Origin of the sequence: Paraburkholderia sp. GAS41 (assembly GCF_050436545.1) — a bacterium.
Classification (GTDB): domain Bacteria; phylum Pseudomonadota; class Gammaproteobacteria; order Burkholderiales; family Burkholderiaceae; genus Paraburkholderia.
The window spans coordinates 173,505-194,076 of sequence record NZ_JBNDMK010000014.1; the positions used below are offsets into that span (position 1 = coordinate 173,505).

The 20,572-nt window shown below is 62.0% G+C and carries 18 protein-coding genes and 3 pseudogenes; 11 read left to right on the forward strand and 10 right to left on the reverse strand.

Annotated elements, in window-relative coordinates:
* Positions 1–46: 46 nt before the first annotated feature.
* Entirely contained in the window at positions 47–412 is a 366-nt protein-coding gene (locus P3T43_RS20295) for a hypothetical protein (protein WP_429282826.1), read from the reverse strand.
* Between the two features lie 210 nt (positions 413–622).
* Positions 623–1,633 carry a DUF2891 domain-containing protein gene (locus P3T43_RS20300; RefSeq protein WP_429282827.1) on the reverse strand — a complete coding sequence of 337 codons (1,011 nt, stop codon included), beginning with the start codon at positions 1,631–1,633 and terminating at the stop codon, positions 623–625.
* Positions 1,634–1,910: 277 nt separating this feature from the next.
* Between P3T43_RS20300 and P3T43_RS20305 the strand changes: the two genes are divergently transcribed.
* From P3T43_RS20305 to P3T43_RS20325, 5 genes are all read left to right on the forward strand, one after another.
* Positions 1,911–3,608, forward strand: coding sequence for a PQQ-dependent sugar dehydrogenase (locus P3T43_RS20305; protein WP_429282828.1), 1,698 nt, complete (start codon positions 1,911–1,913; stop codon positions 3,606–3,608).
* Positions 3,609–3,892: 284 nt separating this feature from the next.
* Positions 3,893–5,392 carry an efflux transporter outer membrane subunit gene (locus P3T43_RS20310; protein WP_429282829.1) on the forward strand — a complete coding sequence of 500 codons (1,500 nt, stop codon included), beginning with the start codon at positions 3,893–3,895 and terminating at the stop codon, positions 5,390–5,392.
* Positions 5,393–5,467: 75 nt separating this feature from the next.
* Complete coding sequence (locus tag P3T43_RS20315) at positions 5,468–6,730, forward strand: efflux RND transporter periplasmic adaptor subunit (protein ID WP_429282830.1); 1,263 nt, start codon at positions 5,468–5,470, stop codon at positions 6,728–6,730.
* A 10-nt stretch (positions 6,731–6,740) separates the two neighbouring features.
* Positions 6,741–10,094, forward strand: a complete 3,354-nt coding sequence (locus tag P3T43_RS20320; RefSeq protein WP_429282831.1) for an efflux RND transporter permease subunit — start codon at positions 6,741–6,743, stop codon at positions 10,092–10,094.
* 127 nt (positions 10,095–10,221) lie between these two features.
* Complete coding sequence (locus P3T43_RS20325; RefSeq protein WP_429282832.1) at positions 10,222–10,677, forward strand: universal stress protein; 456 nt, start codon at positions 10,222–10,224, stop codon at positions 10,675–10,677.
* Positions 10,678–10,717: 40 nt separating this feature from the next.
* Here P3T43_RS20325 and P3T43_RS20330 read toward each other — a convergent pair whose 3' ends face one another.
* The 3 genes from P3T43_RS20330 to P3T43_RS20340 are packed head-to-tail and all read right to left on the reverse strand — an operon-like array spanning position 10,718 to position 12,312.
* The gene (locus P3T43_RS20330; protein ID WP_429282833.1) at positions 10,718–10,879 is read right to left on the reverse strand and encodes a hypothetical protein; all 162 of its coding nucleotides are present in this window, start codon (positions 10,877–10,879) and stop codon (positions 10,718–10,720) included.
* Positions 10,880–10,910: 31 nt separating this feature from the next.
* Positions 10,911–11,516: an SDR family NAD(P)-dependent oxidoreductase gene (locus P3T43_RS20335; protein WP_429282834.1), complete on the reverse strand. Its 606-nt coding sequence runs from the start codon at positions 11,514–11,516 to the stop codon at positions 10,911–10,913.
* Positions 11,517–11,562: 46 nt separating this feature from the next.
* Positions 11,563–12,312: an NAD(P)H-binding protein gene (locus P3T43_RS20340; RefSeq protein WP_429282835.1), complete on the reverse strand. Its 750-nt coding sequence runs from the start codon at positions 12,310–12,312 to the stop codon at positions 11,563–11,565.
* A gap of 139 nt (positions 12,313–12,451) precedes the next feature.
* On the opposite strand from P3T43_RS20340, the gene P3T43_RS20345 reads away from it, so the two are divergent.
* Both P3T43_RS20345 and P3T43_RS20350 read left to right on the forward strand, forming a co-directional pair.
* On the forward strand, positions 12,452–12,691 hold the full coding sequence (locus tag P3T43_RS20345; protein ID WP_429282836.1) for a helix-turn-helix domain-containing protein: 240 nt from the start codon (positions 12,452–12,454) through the stop codon (positions 12,689–12,691).
* 139 nt (positions 12,692–12,830) lie between these two features.
* Positions 12,831–13,325: pseudogene (locus tag P3T43_RS20350) on the forward strand (substrate binding domain-containing protein); the annotation flags it as partial.
* A 109-nt stretch (positions 13,326–13,434) separates the two neighbouring features.
* Here P3T43_RS20350 and P3T43_RS20355 read toward each other — a convergent pair.
* The 5 genes and pseudogenes from P3T43_RS20355 to P3T43_RS20375 all read right to left on the reverse strand — a co-directional run bounded on the left by P3T43_RS20355 (position 13,435) and on the right by P3T43_RS20375 (position 16,910).
* Positions 13,435–14,601 (reverse strand): MFS transporter, encoded by a 1,167-nt coding sequence (locus P3T43_RS20355; protein WP_429282837.1) that lies wholly within the window; start codon positions 14,599–14,601, stop codon positions 13,435–13,437.
* Positions 14,598–15,152 carry a DeoR/GlpR family DNA-binding transcription regulator gene (locus tag P3T43_RS20360; RefSeq protein ID WP_429282852.1) on the reverse strand — a complete coding sequence of 185 codons (555 nt, stop codon included), beginning with the start codon at positions 15,150–15,152 and terminating at the stop codon, positions 14,598–14,600. Before P3T43_RS20360 ends, P3T43_RS20355 begins: the two co-directional genes overlap by 4 nt.
* 39 nt (positions 15,153–15,191) lie before the next feature.
* Positions 15,192–15,392 (reverse strand): annotated as a pseudogene (locus P3T43_RS20365) (DeoR family transcriptional regulator); the annotation flags it as partial.
* Positions 15,393–15,528: 136 nt separating this feature from the next.
* Positions 15,529–15,987 (reverse strand): type II secretion system major pseudopilin GspG, encoded by a 459-nt coding sequence (gspG, locus tag P3T43_RS20370; protein ID WP_429282838.1) that lies wholly within the window; start codon positions 15,985–15,987, stop codon positions 15,529–15,531.
* Between the two features lie 134 nt (positions 15,988–16,121).
* The gene (locus P3T43_RS20375; protein ID WP_429282839.1) at positions 16,122–16,910 is read right to left on the reverse strand and encodes a COG4705 family protein; all 789 of its coding nucleotides are present in this window, start codon (positions 16,908–16,910) and stop codon (positions 16,122–16,124) included.
* A 114-nt stretch (positions 16,911–17,024) separates the two neighbouring features.
* Between P3T43_RS20375 and P3T43_RS20380 the strand changes: the two genes are divergently transcribed.
* The 4 genes and pseudogenes from P3T43_RS20380 to P3T43_RS20395 all read left to right on the forward strand — a co-directional run.
* The gene (locus tag P3T43_RS20380) at positions 17,025–17,687 is read left to right on the forward strand and encodes a response regulator (RefSeq protein ID WP_429282840.1); all 663 of its coding nucleotides are present in this window, start codon (positions 17,025–17,027) and stop codon (positions 17,685–17,687) included.
* Positions 17,684–19,045, forward strand: coding sequence for an ATP-binding protein (locus P3T43_RS20385; RefSeq protein ID WP_429282841.1), 1,362 nt, complete (start codon positions 17,684–17,686; stop codon positions 19,043–19,045). Before P3T43_RS20380 ends, P3T43_RS20385 begins: the two co-directional genes overlap by 4 nt.
* A 173-nt stretch (positions 19,046–19,218) precedes the next feature.
* On the forward strand, positions 19,219–19,617 hold the full coding sequence (locus P3T43_RS20390) for a hypothetical protein (protein WP_429282842.1): 399 nt from the start codon (positions 19,219–19,221) through the stop codon (positions 19,615–19,617).
* 254 nt (positions 19,618–19,871) lie between these two features.
* A pseudogene (locus P3T43_RS20395) lies at positions 19,872–20,572 on the forward strand (hopanoid biosynthesis associated radical SAM protein HpnJ); the annotation flags it as partial.

The following is a 20,572-nucleotide window of genomic DNA, read 5'->3' on the forward strand; positions in this document are numbered from 1 at the left end:
TTTTAGGCACATTCAGTTTGCACTGGCAGCTTGCGTTTTGGTGACTTTAGTGACCGTGCCCGCCGCCGACGCTCCCACCGCCCTGAAAGGTGCCCCCACCGCCGCCGCCGCCGTGGCCGCCGCCCCAGCCGCCGTGTCCGCCACCATGCCAGCCGCCGTTGCCATGCCAGCCGTGGTAACCATGCCAATAGCCGCCGTGGCCGTAATAACAACAACCGCCGCCCCAGATACCGATTGAGCCGTAGGCCGGCACATAACCGTAACCGTAGCCATAACCGTAATCCGGGTAGTACGGTTGTTGGCCGTAGTACGGGTAACCATAGTCGCCGTAATACGGATAGCCATAACCCGGCGGGACCGCACAACCGGCCAAAGCCGCCACCACCCCGAGCGCCGCAACCAGGCGAAACATGATGTTCTCCCTCGTATAGCCTTAAGAAAGGATTGGGGGTGTCAAGTTCCGGCGGAATTGTGTCCGCCGTTTACCGAAGCAATGGGCGTGACCATACCTCAGACTTGAGCCGCAGGCCGCGATGAAGCGAACGGTTTGGTCGCTCGCCGCTGAAACGCTATTGCGACATCGCAGCAGCGTTTTCGCTTCACCGTATCACGTGCGTGACGTTCATGCTTCGAGTGCGAGCGTCGCAAAAGTTGCCAGCCAGTGTTCGCCCATGTAGTCCCCCGCGACATGCGCAAGCGCGCTGTCGAGATGCAGTTCGGCCGCTTCATTGAGCAGGGCACGGCGCGCATCGTCGACGGGCAGTGCGCGGGCGAGGGCGCGTTGACACCAGGCGCGGCTCAGATTCAGGCCGTCGAGATGGGCGATCTTGCCGTCGCTGCGATCGCTTACCGTTACCGGGACGAACAGCGTGGCCGGTTGGCGCGTAGCAAGCTCCGGCAGGAACGCGCCGAACCAGTCGATAAACTCCGCAGGCGGCAACACGCGGCGCATCAGTTCGGCTTCCATCAGCGCGGGCGACAGAAACTCATCGCCGGCCGGCTCCCATGCTTGGCATGCCACATCATTCAGATACCAGCGCCGTGCAGTCTCTACCACCAGAGCTGCGAGAGATTCGCGCGAGGTCTGGCGTGCGAAATCGAGCGTCAGCGCAAGCGCGAACGCCATGTTGAAATGCGTGCCGACGCGCAACGGATAGGTGGCCTTGGGCAGGAATTCCTCGAAGCGTTCGACGAAAACATCGGTTAGCGGTGCGAATGTTTTGCGCCAGCGCGCCGCCTGCGGCAGTTGCAGCGCGTCGATCTGCGCCGACAGTGCGAGCAGCCAGCCCCAACCATACGGCCGCTCGAAGCCGCGATTGTGCGGCAAGTCGAGATACGCGCGCTCGCCGGCCACGTTGGCGTCAGTGAAATGCTGATCGACCATGGCGACGATGCGCGCGGCCTCGGACAGATCGGGAAAGCGCTCGAGCAGATGGAGGATCAGCCAGTAACCGTGCACGCAAGAATGCCAGTCGTAGCTGCCGTAAAAAATTGGATGCAGCGCACGCGGTCCCTGCACGTCCTGCGGACCTTCCAACGAGTGTGTCAGCTTGTTCGGATACTCACGTGTGAGGTGAGCCAGCGCCAGATTGGCAAATTTCGATGCGATAGCGGAAGTGAGTTGAGCGGTCATCGGTGTCTCGTCGGGAAGCAGGTCAAAAGCGAAATACGGTTAGAGACATCAGGATTCAGGATGATGTCAAAGGCTAGCCGCTGCAATGCGCGGTCTAGCGGCGAGGCAATCTAACACGCGCCAAACTCCACTTCGCATTCCACCGTAGAATCGCACGAGTAACTTCATCCACGGAAGGTGGGTCATGCTGTTATCTCTACGGTATCGTTGGTTGAACGCAGCCGGGTACGCAGTGCGATCCATGCCGTCCTTGCGGGGAGCGTGTGTTGCAAGCCTCGTGTTGGTCAGTCTGGGCGTTTGTGGAGAGGCCGCAGCGCAAGGCACGCCTGAGAGCAATGCGGCACTGGGAAAGACCTTCTTCCAGCAGAACTGCGCCATGTGCCACGCCGACAGCCTCGGCGCCGGAAACCTGGCAATCCAGCGACAAGGCCCGAGCCTCGTGGGCGTGTTTGGCCGGCGCGCCGGTTCTCAGCCCAACTTCAATTTTACAAATGCCTTGAGCGGCTCGGGCATCACGTGGAATTCCGCGAGCCTCGAACGCTTCCTCGCGAATCCGGTGGCGAATGTGCCCGGCACCGCCATGCCGGTTTCTGTCGCCGATGCCAGTGACCGCAGCAACGTGATTGCCTACCTCGCCACCCTGAAGCTGCCGGCGCAGATTTCGTCAGACAGCCGGCCGGCATCGTCTGCTGCGCCTGAGACCGACCCTGGCGATTGGCGCCGCGCCGCCCCAGGTGTCGAGCATCACCTGACGGTGGCGGATTTGCCCGCACCGTACAAAACGACGTCATCCGGAAACGGTCCACGTGTGGTGACGCAGCCTGCCAATGCTTCGTTGTCCGTTCCACCGGGATTCAAGGTTCAGCTGTTCGCGTCGCGTTTATCGAATCCGCGTATCGTGCGGGTCGCGCCGAACGGCGATATCTTTGTCGCGGAGACCTGCGCGAATCGCATCAGGGTGTTGCGTGCCGCGGATGGCGCGGACACACCGTCTGACAACCAGATTTTCGCCGAGGGTCTCGACCGGCCTTTCGGTATCGCCTTCTATCCATCGGGAAGCCACCCGCAATGGATCTACGTGGCGAACAACAATTCGGTGGTGCGTTTCCCGTATCGCAGCGGCGATCTCAAGGCGAGTGGCGCAGCGCAGGTCGTCGTGCCGCATCTGGCCGACAGCACGGGCGGCCATACCACGCGCGACGTGGCTTTTTCTCCGGATGGCAAGCGCATGTACATTACGGTGGGTTCCGGATCGAACGTGGCGGAAGGCATGGGCAAGAAGAGCCCCGCAGATATCGCCCGTTGGGACGCCGAACACGGACAGGGCGCAGGATGGGATGCTGAAACGAATCGAGCCGACATTCTCGTCACGGACCCCGAAGGCCATGAACCGCTCCACGCCTTCGCGACGGGCATTCGCAACGGCGCGGGAATCGCGGTGGATCCGGACACGGGCGAGTTGTGGACCGCGACCAACGAACGTGACGGCCTCGGCGACGATCTGGTGCCGGATTACGTCACGCGTGTGAAGGCCGGAGGTTTTTACGGTTGGCCCTGGTTTTACCTGGGCGGTCACGAAGATCCTCGCCACGCCGGCGAGCGGCCCGATCTTGCCGCGCGGACGCTGGTGCCCGACGTGTTGCTGCAGTCGCACTCGGCCCCGCTGGAGTTGTGTTTCTATACGTCTACAAGTGGCGCGGCAGTGTTTCCCGCCGCATATCGCGGCGACGTTTTCGTGGCCTTGCACGGGTCGTGGAACCGCAGTTCACGTACGGGCTATAAAGTCGTGCGAGTGCGGCTGGCGCACGGCGTTCCAACCGGCGAGTACGAGGATTTTCTCACCGGCTTCGTGGCGGACGACCGTAACGTCTGGGGCAGACCTGTAGGGGTAGCGGTGGCGCACGACGGCGCGCTGCTCGTGACCGAAGACGGCAACGGCACGCTGTGGCGCATCTCGTATGCGGATCGTTCGTAATGCTGAGCGACGCGTGCCGCACGAGGCTCGATTGTCGTACTGGAGCCGACAATCGGAGAGAAGGGGATGGCGCCGCTCTTGTAGTCATACGAAATGAGTCGCCATTGCGCTGGTAAATTCTTTCTTAGCGGCTTATATGCAAGGAACGTCTTACTTCGTTAAAGTACGTGTCATCTCGTTGTCGGACTGCTAATGCGGGAAACAGGGGAATGCACTTGAATCGTCATTCGCGCACCTTGGATTTTGCTTACAAAAAGGCTACAGATTCCCGATCGCGACGCGCGGTGAGGGGCGGCCTCGCGTTGGTCCTGGCCACGTCCCTTGCGGCGTGCATGGTCGGCCCGGACTATCGCAAGCCCGAGGTGCAGGTGCCGCAAGGGTTCAAGGAAGGCGTCGACTGGCAGCGCGCCGAAGTCAATCCGCAGGCTGCGATCTCCAGTACGTGGTGGCGCATGTACGGCGACGACAAGCTCAATGCGCTCGTCGAGCAGGCGTTGCAGGCAAACCAGTCGATTGCGTCGGCGGAAGCCGCTTACCGCGTCGCGCTGGCAACCGTGGAAGAGGACCGCTCCGGTCTGTTCCCTGTGGTCAAGGCCGGCATCTCCGGCGCGCGTTCCGGCGGCAACATTGGCGCGCTCGAGGCAGGTTCGGGTTCGTCGACCGTCGGGGCGGGCAACAGCATGGTGGCGAGCGGCAGCGTCAGCTGGGAACTGGACCTGTGGGGGCAGATACGGCGCCAGATCGAGCAGGCGAAAGCGAACGCCCAGTCATCGGATGCACAGCTTGCCGGCGAGCGCATCTCCATCGCGGCGAGTGTCGCCACGGACTATTTCCAGCTGCGCCAGGCCGATTTCGACATCCACGCGCTGAGCGAGCAGCAGGACATCGACAACCAGATTCTCTCGATGGTGCAGACCGGCTTCAAGGTCGGCCAGGCGTCGAGCGACGACGTGCTGACCGCGCAGGAGAATCTCGAAACTATCATCGCCGATCTTCAGGCCACCGAAACGATCCGCGAGCAGGACGAGCATGCGATTGCCGTGCTGACCGGCGTGCCGCCTGAGTCGCTCACCATCGCCCCCGATCCGGACTACCCCTTCCTTGCGCCCGCGGTACCGTCGGCGCTGCCTTCCCAATTGCTCGAACGGCGCTACGACGTCGTGAGTGCCGAGCGCACGGCGGCGGCGGCCAACGCGGGTATCGGCCTTGCCGAAGCGGCCTTCTATCCCTCGCTGACGCTCTCGGCGCAGGGCGGTTTTGCGCACAACACCCTGGCACATCTGTTTACCGTGCCGAACCGCTTCTGGACCCTCGGCCCCGAACTCGCGGAGACGATTTTCGACGGCGGCGCGCGTACCGCCGCAGTCCACGGCGCGCGCGCCACCTACGACGAAGACGTGGCGAACTACCGGAATACGGTGCTGGCGGCGTTTCAGAGTGTGGAGGACAGCCTCTCGTCGATGAATCACTTGCGGGCGCAGGCAAACGCGTTCGCGAAGGTGTACGACAGCAGCAGCCGCCTGTTCGCGAGCGAGCAGGCGCAGTTCAACGCCGGCGCGGTTAGTCAGCAGAACTTGCTGACGCAACGGCTGACCTTGCTCGAGGCGCAACAGAATCTGCGCGATACGCAGGCACTGCTTGCCGAAAGCAATGTGGCGCTGGTCAAGAATCTGGGCGGCGGCTGGCAGCGCGATGACGCCCAGATGGCTTCCATGCCGGCCGCCGCTTCGTCGCCCGCTTCAGAATCTGCAGTACGTCCTGCCCCGGCGCCGTCTGCCGACTGACTTACCGGCTGTTCCTTACGATGTGGCATATCGCGGCGTTCGCGTGTGCTGGCCTCAAGCAAGAACGGAGTTCCCATGAAGTCACGTCCTCAGCGCGCGTCGCTGTCGTATCTGTGTCTGATCGTACTCGCCGCCTGCTCGAAGAGCGCGCCGCCGCCTCCGCCGCCCCAGGTGGCGACGATGACGGCACATATGCAGTCGGTGCCGCTCGAGCGCCAGTTCGTCGGCCGGCTTTCGGCTTACTACAGCGCCAACGTCACGGCGCGCGTGTCCGGCGTGCTGCTGCGGCGCACTTACACGGAAGGCGCGCCGGTGCGCACGGGGCAAGTGCTGTTCGAGATCGACCCGGTTTTCTACCGGGCGCAACTGAATAACGACCTCGCGATCCTCGCCGAGGATCAGGCCACCTACACCAACGACCACATCACGGCCGCGCGTAACCGCAAGCTGCTGCCAGTCGGTTCGGTCTCCCAACAGACCGTCGACAATTCCGACGCCGCCGAACGCAGCGCCGCAGCCAAGGTCAAGGCCGACGAGGCGAGCGTCCAGAGTGCGAAGATTTCGCTGGACTACACGCACGTGACCTCGCCGATCAGCGGTATCGCCGGACAGCAACAGGTGACGGCCGGCGCGGTGGTCGGCAATGGCACGTCCGATGCGGGCGGCAGCGGCACGTTGTTGACGACGGTCCAGCAGCTCGATCCGATGTACGTCAACTTCACCATCAGCTCGGCCGATCTGGCGACGCTGCAGGAATTGCAGAGCGCCGGCACGGTCGATCTGTCGCAGCAGAACCATACCCCCGTGCGGATTTCGCTGCCCAATCGCGCCGCGTACGGGACGCAGGGCACGCTGGATTTCTCCGACGTAACGGTGAATGCGGCCACCGGCTCCGTCAATCTGCGGGCGCTCGTGGCGAATCCGCAGCGGCGTTTGCTGCCAGGCATGTATGTGTCGCTGACCGTCAATTTCGGACAGCAGAACAATGTGTTCCTGATTCCTCAGCAAGGGGTGCAGCGCGACACGGTCGGCGGGTACGTGCTGGTGGTCGGTGCGGATAACAAGGTGTCGCGCAAGGACGTGGTGGCGAACAACAGCCTCGGCAACGACTGGGTCGTCACGCAGGGATTGTCGGACGGCGACCAGATCATCGTGACAGGTGTGCAAATGGCGAAAGTGGGCTCGCCGGTGAAGCCCGTCGCGTGGCAACCGCCTGCGCCAGCCTCGGGTGCGGTGGCGGCCTCGGCCGCGGCGCCGGCGGAGTCGTCAGCAGCATCGAGCCCCGCAGCATCGGCGGGTCCCACGGCGTCAGCGGCTTCGGCCGCCTCGGCGCAGTAGGAGACCGCTCATGCCGAGTTTTTTCATCACCCGCCCCATCTTCGCCTGGGTTATCGCGATCCTGATCTGCCTGTTCGGCATCATCTCGGTGCACAGCATGGGGATCGATTCGTACCCGGACATCGCGCCGCCGGAAGTCACTGTGACCGCGCAGTATCCGGGCGCGAGCGCCCAGACGATGGAATCGACGGTGACTCAGGTGATCGAGCAGCAGCTCACCGGCATCGACAACCTGCTGTATTTCAGTTCGAACTCGAGCGCGAATGGTCAGACGCAGATCATCCTCACGTTCGCCACCGGCACCAACCCGGACATCGCCCAGGTGCAGGTGCAGAACAAGGTCACACTGGCCGAGCCGTTGCTGCCTTCGCAGGTCACGCAGCAAGGGGTCGTGGTGGCGAAGGCGAGCCCGGACATCCTGATGTTCGTCGCGCTGCAGTCGGACAATGCGTCGATCGACGCAGGGCGCCTGTCCGATATTCTGGCCTCGCAGATCCAGCCTAACATCGGCCGTGTGAACGGGGTCGGCAATACCACGCTGCTTGGCTCGGAGTACGCAGTGCGCATCTGGCTCGACCCCAACAAGCTGCAGAGTTATGGTTTGTCGACGACCCAGGTGCTCAATGCCGTAAGCTCGCAGAACGCGCAGTTCGCAGCGGGCTCGCTCGGCGCGGATCCGGCCGTGAAAGGGCAGGTATTCACAGCGACGGTGACGGGCGACAGCCTCTTTTCGTCGATCAAGCAGTTTCAGGACATCATTATCGTCGCCAACAGCAACGGCACCACCGTCAAGCTGAGCGACGTGGCACGGGTTTCATTCGGTTCGCAGACCTATGGTTTCGCGCCGGTCTATAACGGCAAGGCGGCCGGCGGCATGGCCGTGTTCCTGCTGCCGGGCGCTAACGCACTCGCGGTCGCGAAGGCGGTCAAAGCCGAGATGGCGACGCTGGCGAAGGATCTGCCCGAAGGCGTGACATGGAGCGTGCCATACGACACGACGCCGTTCATTACCGCGTCGATCGTGGACGTGATCCGCACGCTCGTCGAGGCGATCGTGCTGGTGTTCTTCGTCATGCTGATCTTTCTGCAGAATCTGCGCGCCACGATCATTCCGACGCTCGTGATTCCGGTGGCGCTGCTCGGGACTTTCATCGGGCTATCGGCGCTGCACTACACGCTGAACCAGTTGACGCTGTTCGGCATGGTGCTCGCAATCGGTATCGTGGTCGACGATGCGATCGTCGTGATCGAAAACGTCGAACGGATCATGACCGAGGAGCATTTGCCACCCAGGAAGGCGACGCGCAAGGCGATGGGACAGATCACCGGCGCCATCATCGCAATTACCGTGGTGTTGTCCGCCGTGTTCGTGCCGTCTGCGCTGCAGCCGGGTGCAACCGGCATCATCTACGCACAGTTCGCGCTGACTATTGCAGTGTCGATGGGATTCTCCGCGTTCCTTGCGATGTCGTTCACGCCTTCGCTGTGCGCGGCGATCCTGAAGCCCGAGCATACGACGAAAAAGAACGCGTTCTACCGCTGGTTCGACCGTAGTTTCGAGTGGACAACCAACAAATATATCGGCCAGACCGGCCGGGCCATCACCCATGCGCCGCGCTGGATGATCGCGTTCGTACTCGTCGTCATCCTGACGGGTTTCCTGTATACGAAACTGCCGACCAGCTTCGTGCCGGACGAAGACCAGGGCTTCGTGCTCGCACTGATCAACCTGCCGCCAGGATCGACGCTGCAGAGTACCGACCGCGTCATGAAGGAGGTGCGCGACAAGCTCGCAAACAGTCCGTTCAGCAAGGAAATCGTGGGGATTTTCCAGCCGGAGGGCTTCAGTTTTGTCGGTACCAGCGAAAACGTCGGCATGTCGTTCATCAAGCTGGCTGACTGGGACAAGCGTCATGACACGGCCATGACGCTGATTCCGAAAATCAACCAGACCTTGCACAGCATTTCGGGTGCGCAGATCTTTGCAGTGAATCTGCCCACCATTCGCGGTCTCAGCCAGTTCGGCGGCATCGACATGTATCTGCAGGCACGTGAAGGCCAGTCGCGTGCGGAGCTTGCGCAGGCCACCGGCACACTGCTCGGGGGCGCGGCGAAGAGTCCGGTGCTGTTCGGGATCCGTCCCAATTCGTTGCCGAGTGCGCCGCAACTGGACATTGCGGTGGATCGTACGCAGGCCGAAGCAATGGGCCTGTCGCTGACCGATGTCTACAGCACGCTCGAGATGGAGCTGGCGCCGTTTTACGTCAACCAGTTCACCTACGGCGGACGCGTGAAGCGCGTCTATATCCAGGCGGATGCGCAGTACCGGATGGGCACCGACGCGTTCCAGCATCTGTTTACGCCGAGCCTGTTCACCAACGCCACAAGCGCCAGCACGGCGGCGAACCAGTCGTCCTCGGGCTCCACGACCTCGGCGAACGGCTTCACGACGGCCGCGGACCCGTCGCCCGCGAACAGCTCGATCGCCCCCTACAACATGGTGCCGCTTTCAAGCGTGGTGAATACGCGCTGGAACTTCGGGCCAACGGTGCTGCCGCGCTACAACGGCTATTCGGCGATCGAGATCGTCGGCAACTCCGCGCCGGGTTACTCGACCGGGCAGGCGATCGACGTGCTGCAGAACATCGTCGACCGTCAATTGCCGACCGGTTTCGCGGCGGACTGGACAGGCCAGTCGTTCCAGGAATTGCTGTCGGGTTCGTCGGCGGTCACGCTGCTGATGCTGTCGATCGTGGTGGTGTTCCTGTGTCTCGCCGCCTTGTATGAAAGCTGGTCGATTCCGGCTGCGGTGCTGCTCGTCGTGCCGCTCGGCATGCTCGGTATGCTGGCGTTCTGCCTCTCATTCGGAGTACCGAACGACATCTACTTCAAGATCGGTCTCGTGACCGTGATCGGCCTCGCGGCGAAAAACGCCATTCTGATCGTGGAATTCGCGGTGGAAGGGCAGCAGCAGGGCAAGACGCTGCGCGACGCGGTCATGACCGCGGCCAGGCTGAGACTGCGGCCGATCCTGATGACCTCGATGGCCTTCATTCTCGGCGTGTTTCCGCTGGTGATCTCATCGGGCGCGGGCGCTGCTTCGCGCCATGAAATTGGCACGGGCGTGATCGGCGGCATGCTGTTCGCGACCTTCCTCGGTCTTTTGCTGATTCCGGTGTTCTATGTCGTCGTGCGGCGTCTGCTTGGCGACAAGCTCGACGAGGTGTCGCGCAAGATGCCGCATCACGATGATGACGACGGTGACGAGGGCGAACACCATGGCGAGCACGATGGCGGGACGCCGGGCGGCGGCGCGAGTGGCCCTGGCGGGGCAAACCCTGCTGGGGAGGGCACACCGGCCTAGCGAGACCTGACGCGCTGGATGCGACCCGCAGGCGATGCCGGTGTGGAGTACCCTGAGCAGGCAACCTGCTCAGTCAACTGCCGCCGCCTTGCTGATGGCGGCCGGCATCAGCCGTACGAGGGCAACCATGTTCAATATCCTGCTCGTTCCGCTGGACGGCTCGCCGCAGAGCGTCCACGTTGTCGACCTGGCGAGCCGCGTCGCGGCGCCAGGCAAGGCAACCGTCCACCTGATGTGCGTGGTCGACCCGTCCTATGCACTGCCTGAGGGTTGTGAAAGCGGTATCGCGCCCGATGGCCTGAAATACCCGTGCGCGCACACGCAGACATCTTTCGCGCAATCCGTGCTGGTTAGCGCAGCCGCACAACTCGCCGAGCGCAATCTCACGGTGGAACAGCACTTCTGCGCCGGAGATCCTCCCGACGTCATCATCGAACAGGCCAGGCTGCTGGCTGCCGACGTGGTTGTGATGGGGCATCACCATTTGTCGCGGCTACGCCGCTGGGCCAATCCGTCGCCCTGTGGAAAAGTCATCGAAAACTCGCCCTGTGCGGTACTGATCGAGACCCGGGAGAAGGCCTGACCTGCGCCGCGGCAGAGCGGGGATTGCGGCACAACTAACCTTAACCCAGTTCAGAGCGCAGCTTGACCGGCGGAACGACGGTCGCAACATGGCCGGTCTTGACGTCATACACAAGACCGGTTGGCAGCATTTTCAGATCGGCAGAAAAGCCGCTCTGTGCGAATTCGGCATTCCGGCTGGCGAGTGTTTCGAGAAAGTCCATGACGACCTCTATCGTTTGATGTGAGAGGGGGTTAGGCGCGCTGCGGCAAGCGTGTGGACATCTTCGCCTGCAACCCTTGCGAATCGGCGATGAATGCCTCGTAAATGGCGCGCGATTGATTGCCGGCAACGATTTCATCGTTCGTACCGCCCTCGATCGCATCCAGCGCATCGGTGACGACCTGTTGCGGCGTCATGCGCGGCTCGGGCAGCTTCGCGTCCATGTTGGTTTTCGTCTGAACGGCCAGCACGCCGACCACCTGCGTGGCCTGTGCACCTAATTCGGCGCGCAGGCTACGGGTCAGGCAGAGGCTCGCGGCCTTCGAAGCCGAGTAGGTCGCGGCCAGCGGCAGGCTGACCAGCGCGAGCATGGACAGCATGTTGAGCAGGGCGCCGCCGCCCGCTTTGGCCAGAACCGGCGCGAATGCGCGAGTGAGTGACAGGGTGCCGAAATAGTTGACTTCCATCTCACGGCGGGCGTCGTTTATATCCGGAGCGGAGAGGGCGCCTTCGAAGGCCGCGTCCGCTGCAATCGCTCGACGGAGTGAGAGATTTCCACGATGATGTCCTTGTGAGTCTGATGTGAGTGAGGTGGTGGATCCGGCGCTCGTCGAGTCACCGGATTCAATGCATGTCATTGGCCGTTGAGCGGGTCGGCGTGAAGGAGCGCGAATTCGCCGACTGTCATCGACCTGCGGCCAGTGAGCCTTTCGACGTTGTCATCCGCGCCGGACATCCGGCCGTTCTGGTAATCCGCCATCGCCCCGCCCAGATGCTGGACGATGTAGGGCGGCACACCCATGGCCGTGATCGAATCGCAATACTCGTCGATCGGTAGATCCTGAAACACAATCTTGCGGCCCAACGCTTCGGATAACTCAGCGGCGCGGCGATGGCTCGACCCTGATCGTCAGCCGAGATCGGCGAGTGACGACCGGTGCCGACCGGCATGCGCAAAATGCCTTGCTGCAGATACGGCAGTTGCCACAGATAGCGCAGCCACTCGAGGAAATAAGTGGGCCGCAGATGAATGACAGGCAGGCCCGACCCGTTGAGAATTTCCTCGGCGAGGTAGGTGTCGCGACAGGAGTCGCTGCTGGACTCGCGGTTGGCGGAACGCTGCGACAGGTTGATGACCGTCTTGACGCCGGTTTCCTTTGCGGCTTGCGCGAAGTTCACCGTCGCGTTGATCAGTCCGGGCTGGACCGGCCACACCAGATAGGCGGCATCCACATCCTGCATGGCGTCGCGCACGGTGTTGATCTCAAGCAGGTCGCCAACCACCACTTCAGCACCGAGTGCTTCCAGTGCGGCGGAGCGAGCGTCTTTTTTATGCACCATCGCACGAACGTCGAGGCCCAGTGCGATCGACTCGCGAACAGCAGCGCGGCCCGTGTCGCCGGTAGCGCCAGTGATCAGAACTTTCTTGGACATGATTAATATTCCTTAGTAAATGGATTTGAATGATCTAAAAGTCTTTTCGTTTGAATCTGCGAACGGTAGGTTTCGCAACGGACAAACCTGGAAGAGGCTTGCTTGCAACCGGCGGTTCCAGGAAGGTTGACACGGTGACATGCTCGTAGGGCAGGTGTTTGCCGAGCACGCGGCCCACTTCGGCGGCGAGTTCCAGGGGAGCTTGAAAGACGTCCTGACGTTCAGGCTTTACACGCGGGTCGCGCGGCTAGGCAGTTTTTCGGCGGCCGCACGGGAATGTGGACTGACGCAATCGCAAGTCTCGCGGATGGTCGCAGAACTCGAGGCGTCGCTCGGCGCGCGGCTGCTCACGCGGACCACGCGCGGTCGTACCGACTGAAGCTGGACTGGAATTTCTCGGTTGCATGGAGCCGATTCTGGCGGCAATCGACGACGCGGAGAACAGCGTCCGGGAAACGGGTGAACTACGTGGCGTGCTGCGCCTCGCCATGCCTTCGACCATGGCCGTGCGCGTCGTGATGCCGCGGCTGTCGGCCTTTACGGAACGTCACCCCTTGCTCAGGCTGGAGATCATGCTCGACGACAGGTGGCAGGACATGGTTCGGGAAGCGGTCGATGTCGGCATTCGGGTGGGCAGTCTGCCGGATTCCGCTGGCACGGCGAGATTGATCGGCAAGATGCACCGCGTGGTCGTGGCAGCACCGGACTATCTCGACCGGCACGGCACGCCGGCTACACCGGAAGACATCGCGACGCATCGCGTCGTCGGCGGCCCCGCGGGGGCGCGGCCGTCTTCGTGGCAATTCGAACGTAATGGCGAGACGACCTCGGTCGACGTGCAGCCGCACGTGTCGACTAACGACACCGCGGGCGCGCTGGCAGCGGCAGTCGCTGGCCTTGGGATTGTCTCGACCACTTCATGGGCGTGCCGCTCGGAGGTCGTTCAGGGGACGCTGGTGCAGTTGTTGCCCGAATGGAAAATGGCCGAGTTGCCCGTGCATGCTTATTTTCCAATGGGGCGCACCACCCGGATGGCGGGCCGCGCATTTGTCGACTTCCTCGCTGCTGAGCTAGGGAAGGAGCCGTTTTGTCTGGTTGCCCCAACCTGGCTCTGCGGGCTTCTCACACCACCGCCACCTTCGCCGCGCCGAGACGGCCTGCTCCGCGCACCGCCCGGCTGCCAAACGCGCAGACGATCAACGCTGCCACCACGAGTACGCACAACGCCAGCCGCAGACCGACAAACCCCGCACCGAATCCGATGAGAGGCGGTCCCACCAGAAAACCGGCGTAACCTGCCGTAGCGGCCATTGACACACCGACGGCGGGCGTGGGCGTCGAACGTCCCGCAGCGCTGAAGATGACCGGAACAATGTTGGCCAGGCCCAGCCCGACCAGTGCAAATCCGACGCAGGCGCTATACACGCTCGGCAAACCCAGCACCAGAGCAAGGCCGCCCGCCGCGACGAAACCGCCGAGCGCCACGACGGTGCCGGAACCCAGCCGGCGCACGGACACGTCGCCGATGATGCGACACGCCGCCATCGAAAGCGCGAACGCGGAATAGCCGAGTGCAGCAACACTTGCCTCGCCAGTCAGAACGGTGCGCAGGAACACGGCGCTCCAGTCGGCGACCGCACCTTCTACCATCATGCAAAGGAACGCCAGCGCGGCCAGCTTCATGACGCCCGCACCCGGCAGCGCGAAGCCGCTGCCGCCGAGCTGCGCGCGCGGTCCGAGATCGCGCAGCGCGAGACTGGCGGCAGAAAAGATCAGGATTCCGATCAAAATATCCGGCAGTGCCAGACCGCTTGTCACCCCCAGGCCGCTTTTCTGGATCATCGCGCCGGTGGCGGCGCCGAGCAGGCCGCCGGCGCTCCACGCAGCATGGAACGAAGACATGATCGGCGCTTGCCAGACGCTTTCGATGGTACTGGCGTGGCCGTTCATCGACACATCCAGCGCGCCGTTAGCGGCGCCCAGCAATAGAAGCACGACGCACAACATCCCAAAGTTGGGCATCAATGCAGGCAGCGGCAGGGCGATCACAAATGCTGCGCCCAGCAGGGCGGTTGCACGGCCGCTGCCGAGCCGCGGTGCGAGGCGTCCGGCCAACGGCATCGCGACGATGGCGCCCAGCGCAAACGAGAACAACGCAATGCCCAGCGACGCATCGCTCAACGAAAGATGTTCCTTGATGCGCGGCACTTCGACGGCCCACGCGCCGATCCCAAAGCCGTTGGCCATAAACACGGCGAGCGTCGCAATACGTTCCTTGAGAGGCTTCATGACGTGGCCACCATCACGTTACCGCAGACCTTTGCAAGCTCGCGTCGTGCGGCCGCGCGGAGGTCGGCCTCGACAATCAGATAGTCGACATCCGATGCGGGCGCGATCATGAATGGCGCTGCCGTCATGAGCTTTTCAGATGTCATGGCAATGGCGACCAGACCGCTCGCTTTCACCATGGCACGCTTGAGTTCGGCATCTTCCGCGTCGAAGGCCGCAACGCCTTCGAGGGGGTCGAGGGCGCACGCCCCCAGAAAACATAGATCGACCTTGAGCTGCTGGATCTGCAGCAACGCGGTGGCCCCCAGCGCGCCGGCGACATGTTGGCCGACGCGACCGCCGATCAGAATGACGTCGAACCCCGGCCGATCCAGCAAACGGAGGCACGCTTCGGGCGAGTTGGTGATGACGGTCAGGCCGTTGTTGTCAGGTAGCGCGTGCGCAATCGCGACATTGGTGGACCCCGCGTCGAGCAAAACGATCTGCTTTGGCTGCACGATGGACGCCGCAGCGCTGGCGAGTCGCTGCTTGCGCTCGACCGCCTCGCGCATCCGCGTGGACGCCGGCTGGTCAGCGGGGGACGCGAGCAATGCGCCGCCATAGACTCGCTTGCAATGTCCGGCATTGGCGAGATCGCGCAAATGGCGACGCACGGTGTGCTCAGACGTATTGAGCTCGAGGGCCAGTTCCGACGCGAGGACACGGCCTTGGGCTCTGAGGCGCTCAAGAATGAGCCGTTCGCGTTCCTCGGGTAGAAGCCCGTCTACTGCATCCTGTCGCGTTCGCTGCATGGGTGTTTCTCGCTCGATAAGTGAAAACGATCATAATCGAGCATAAAGTATCGTAAACGAGCGAGACGCGCAATGGGGAGCGTCCTGCCCGTTTCCGGGCCGCCGCAATGTCACAGAAATCCAAGTCGGCAGCGGACTATTGCCACGAGCCTATGTCGGCGTCGTCGCCTTCGCCGCCTTGCTTACCGTCGGCGCCATAGCTGAATACGTCAATCTCACCGTGTACGCCGGGATTGCGGTACTGATACGGGTTATCCCATGGGTCATTTGGCAGATGCTCGATGTAGCTATGGTTTTGAGCCGAGGCCGGCGCGATAGTGGCAACAGGCATTTCAAGCAGGACCTCTAGGCCCGGATCCTGGGTCGGATAACGGCCATGGTCGCGGCGGTAGAGTTCCAGCGCATGCACGATCTTGCCGATGTCCTGTCTCGCGATCACACGTCGCGCTTCGTCAGGGCTGCTCATGATCTTGGGCACGATCAGACCGGCCAGGATGATGAGAGCCGCAATGACGGCGACGATTTCAGTGAGCGTCGACTTTCCTCGGCCGCGGCTATAGAAACGCGCTATTTTCGTGCGGTGATTGTTATTCATTCATGTAGCTTACTACGTGCTTTCAGGGCGATACAAGCGCGCATTACATATATGAAGGTAAAGTGCGATCGCTACCGCACCATAGCCGCAATATGAGTGGGTTTAACCGGAGGCGCTTCGCGAGCGTTCAGGCATTACACCGCTGGATCCTGCCTGACCGGGCGCTGCGGTATCAGCACAATACAAACGACGATGAACGCCAGCAGGATGGCGGAGGCATACAACCGGCTAACGTGTAAGCCACCCTGTGCCACGGGTTTATCGAGGAAGTCACCCAGGGTTGCGCCTAGCGGCCGCGTCAGGATAAAGGCCCACCAGAAGAGTGCCGTGCGGGACACACGTGTCCAGAAGTACAACGCGGCCACGATGATCAGTCCCGCTCCGAAGAGCATGGCCCCGTATTCATAGCCGATACCGAGACCGCCGCGGTCTTCGCCGGCGACCCAGTCGCCGAGCGCCGTGCCGAGTGTCTGCGAGAACAGGATGGTGATCCAGTAAAACCATTCCACCCTGGCGGTGACGATGCTCTCGACCGAGACCGTACCCTCCGCGCGATACCATATCGCCAGATTGACGATCAACAATGTCACGACGAGCGCGGTGCCGCCTGGATAGCCGATCCCGAGCGATCGATCGGCGAAGTCCGCCAGCGTCGTGCCAAGCGTGGTCGTGGCGACAATGGTCGCCCAGTAAAGGAAACGATGGAATTGCCGCGCCTTCACCTGGGCATAGACGAGCGCGATGAACAACGCGAGGAAGATCGCCGATCCGACCAGGTAGCCGAGATTCAACGACATCGATACCCAGTCGCCACCGGTTTCACCCAGCGTGGTGGCCGCGATCTTGATGGCCCAGAAACCTAACGTCACCTCGGGAACCTTGCTGACCACTTGCCTGGCAATGCTCATCGTCTTGTGTTCCATATCGCACTCCTCTGTTGAAGGAGGATGATATTGAACGGACGCTTAACTAAGGCTTAAGGGAGGGTTAAGCCCGGATGCGCGACAATCGCGTTGGGTAATCACACGGGAGGCGCGATGCGTCTGCTTCTGGTAGAAGACGATGAAATGATTGCGGAGACCGTGCTCGACTCCATGCGGCGCGAAGGCTATGCAATCGATTGGGCGCAAGACGGCAGGGCGGCCGAGCTATCGCTCGCCAACGACGTCTATGACCTCGTCCTGCTGGACCTGGGCTTGCCAGGAAAAGACGGCATCCAGTTGCTGCGTAGTTATCGCAGACACGGCGGCGAGGCGCCCGTCATCATGCTGACCGCACGCGACGCGGTGAACGACCGGGTTCGCGGTCTCGACGCCGGTGCGGACGACTACCTCATCAAACCGTTCGACCTCGATGAACTGGCGGCCAGAGCCCGCGCGTTGCTGCGGCGGCGTACAGGCCAGAAGCAGCCGATCTACGCGCACGGTGGATTGACGCTCGACCCCGCTGCGCACGAAGTAACCAAAGCCGGCGTGCCGTTGACGCTCGTGCCACGTGAGTTCGCCTTGCTGCAGGCGTTGATCGAAGAGCCCACACGCGTCTTCACCCGCGCTGAACTCGAAGACAAGCTCTATGGCTGGGGTGAAGAAGTGGGCAGCAACACGATCGAGGTCCATGTGCACAGCCTGCGCCGCAAGATCGGGGCGGAACAGGTCGTGACGGTGCGCGGCGTGGGTTATCGATTGAAGAGAGTCGAATGAGATCGATCCGTCGCTGGCTGCTGGGTTGGCTCATCTGCGGTCTCGCCGCAGCCTCCGGTATTGCCGCGCTCGGGATATTTCATACCGCCCGCGAAGAGGCAAGCGAACTGTTCGACTATGAACTGCGAACCGTCGCCTTGTCGCTGCCTTCGACTGTCGAGGCGGCGGAAACGGCCGAACGGGAAGACGCTCGGGTGGGAGGCATCTCGGACGACCGCATTCTCATCGAGGTATGGGACAAGACGGGTACGCTGGTCTATCACTCACGGCAGTCGGCCGTGCCGGAGCGTCTACCGGCGGGCATTCGCACCGTCGAACTCGGCGAAGGCCGCTGGCGCGTTTTCGGGCTGCAACAGACGGATCGCTTCGTCCAGGTCGCGCAACCGGTCTCGGTTCGGGAAGCGCTCGCGGTACGTCTGGCGCTCCACACGTTGTGGCCACTCGTTGTGTTCATGCCTGTGACCATTGCGCTGGTGCTGCTCGTGGTGGCCTGGGGGCTTGCGCCAATCGGCGCGTTGTCGCGCCTGCTCGCCACGCGTTCGCTTGATTCACTCGAACCGCTACGTCTCGGCAGCAGCGTGCCGGTCGAAATCCGGCCGCTTGTCGAGGCATTGAACGATCTCCTCGCACGGTTGAACCTCGCCTCGCAGATACAGCGCACGTTCATCGCCGATGCGGCACACGAGCTTCGCTCGCCGCTTGCTGCGCTGAAACTGCAGCTCCAGGCGGCGTCGAAAAACGGCACGTTGAAGGACGATGGTCAAACGCTCGAGCGAATCGATACACGCCTCAATCGCATGATCCGGCTCGTCCAGCAATTGCTGACGCTTGCACGTGAGGATGCGCAACCTGCAATCGAAGGGACGTTCGTCAGTTTGCGCAGAATTGGCGAGCAGACCGTCAGCGATTTCTCGCTGCTCGCGGATGAGCGACAGATTGATCTGGGCCTCGAGTTCCGGCATCCCGTCACTCCGCACGACGCATGCAATGTGCTGGCGGATCCGCACGGGTTGGCCGTGCTGCTCAATAACCTGGTCGACAATGCGATCCGCTACACACCGCATGGCGGCAAGATCGACGTCGTGCTGACCCGCACGGCGGATCATCTTGGCCTCGAAGTGGTGGACAACGGACCCGGCATTCCCGAAGAAGAACTCGAGCGGGTACTCGACCGCTTCTATCGTGGCGAGCACACCAAGAGCACGGGTAGCGGACTGGGGCTCGCCATTGCCGCTCGCATCGCGCATCGACAACAACTGCGGCTTTCATTACGTAATAACGTTAATGCTGGAGGCCTGACCGTTTCAGTGAGCGGATTTATCCGTGCCGCAGAGCGCGTGCCCTTAGCCCACGGTTAAAGCATACGTTTATGTTTAGAAGCGTAAGCATGTCAGGACAGTGAAAGGAGATAGGGCATCCTGCTTAAGGTTCCCTTCAGGTTTGGCCCGTTACTATCGATTCGTTAAGCATGTGTGCATAGAGGGCTTTAAACCCGAACACATGCATTCGCTAATCGATGGTCACAAGGAAAATGAAAGCGCCTTCGATATTTCGTACCTCCGTATCGACGCGCTACACCATGAGACCCGCCACGATCGCCATGCTGCGCGCCTACCTCCTGACCGCGTCACTTGCCGCTGCCGGGATACAACTGCTGGCACTGCTGGCAATCGGCGTCTTCGGTGTTTCCGAAGACGTGTTTACGACCGCGACCTTCCATATCGCGGCCATGGCAAGCACCGTTTGTATCGTGCTGGTCACGAGGCGAATCGCCCGCGCCGCCTTTGTCTCAGCTTTGTCGCATGACTATGCTACCGTCAGCGACGCACGTTCCAACGCAATTTCAGTGTTGCCGGCCTGTCCCGTGCGGATGCTGGTGATTCTGCATCTCCGGTTTATTCGTAGACCGATTGAGTGGGCCGAATGTTAGAGGCGTGTCTGGCAGATAAAACGACATCAGGCGACGTTCCCTGCTATTTTCAGAAGGTCCGGGTCGTCAGGCGAATTCAGTCTGTCAAAACACCTTCATATTTCTGTCGTTTCATATATTTTGCATTACAAACTATTTGTGTCGGTCAGATTAATGTTCTGAGTTGAACTCCGACTTTAGCCGCGCGTGCCGCGTCGGCGCCCCCTCTCTTATTCAATCAGTTACAAGATTCCACGAAAATTGTCGGAGCATTCATGAAAACGCTGTTTTTGCAGGCCCCATCGTATGACGGCTTCGATGGCGGGGCGGGTTCACGCTATCAGGCGAAGCGCGAGATCCGCTCGTTCTGGTATCCCACGTGGCTCGCGCAACCTGCGGCGCTGGTGCCGGATAGCCGCGTACTCGATGCGCCGGCTGACGGTTTGTCGGTCGAAGCGTCGCTCGATATCGCGCAGCAGTACGAACTCGTCATCATTCATACGAGTACGCCGTCGTTTCCGACCGACGCGATGTTTGCGCAGGACCTGAAGCAGCGCAAGCCGGGTGTGATGATCGGCATGGTGGGCGCCAAGGTCGCGGTCGACCCGCACAACTCGCTGACGGCAAGCGAAGCGATCGATTTTGTCTGCCGTGAAGAATTCGATTTCACCTGCCAGGAAGTGGCGGCAGGCAAGCCGCTCGCGCAGATCCAGGGCTTGAGCTATCGCGCGGCGGACGGCTCGATCGAGCACAACGAGGCGCGTCCGATCCTCGAAAACATGGACGAACTGCCGTTCGTCGCACCGGTCTACAAGCGCGACCTGAAGATCGAGAATTACTTCATCGGCTATCTGAAGCACCCGTACGTGTCGATCTACACGGGGCGTGGCTGCCGTTCGAAATGCACGTTCTGCCTGTGGCCGCAGACGGTAGGCGGGCACCGCTATCGCACGCGCTCGGTGGAAAACGTGCTGGA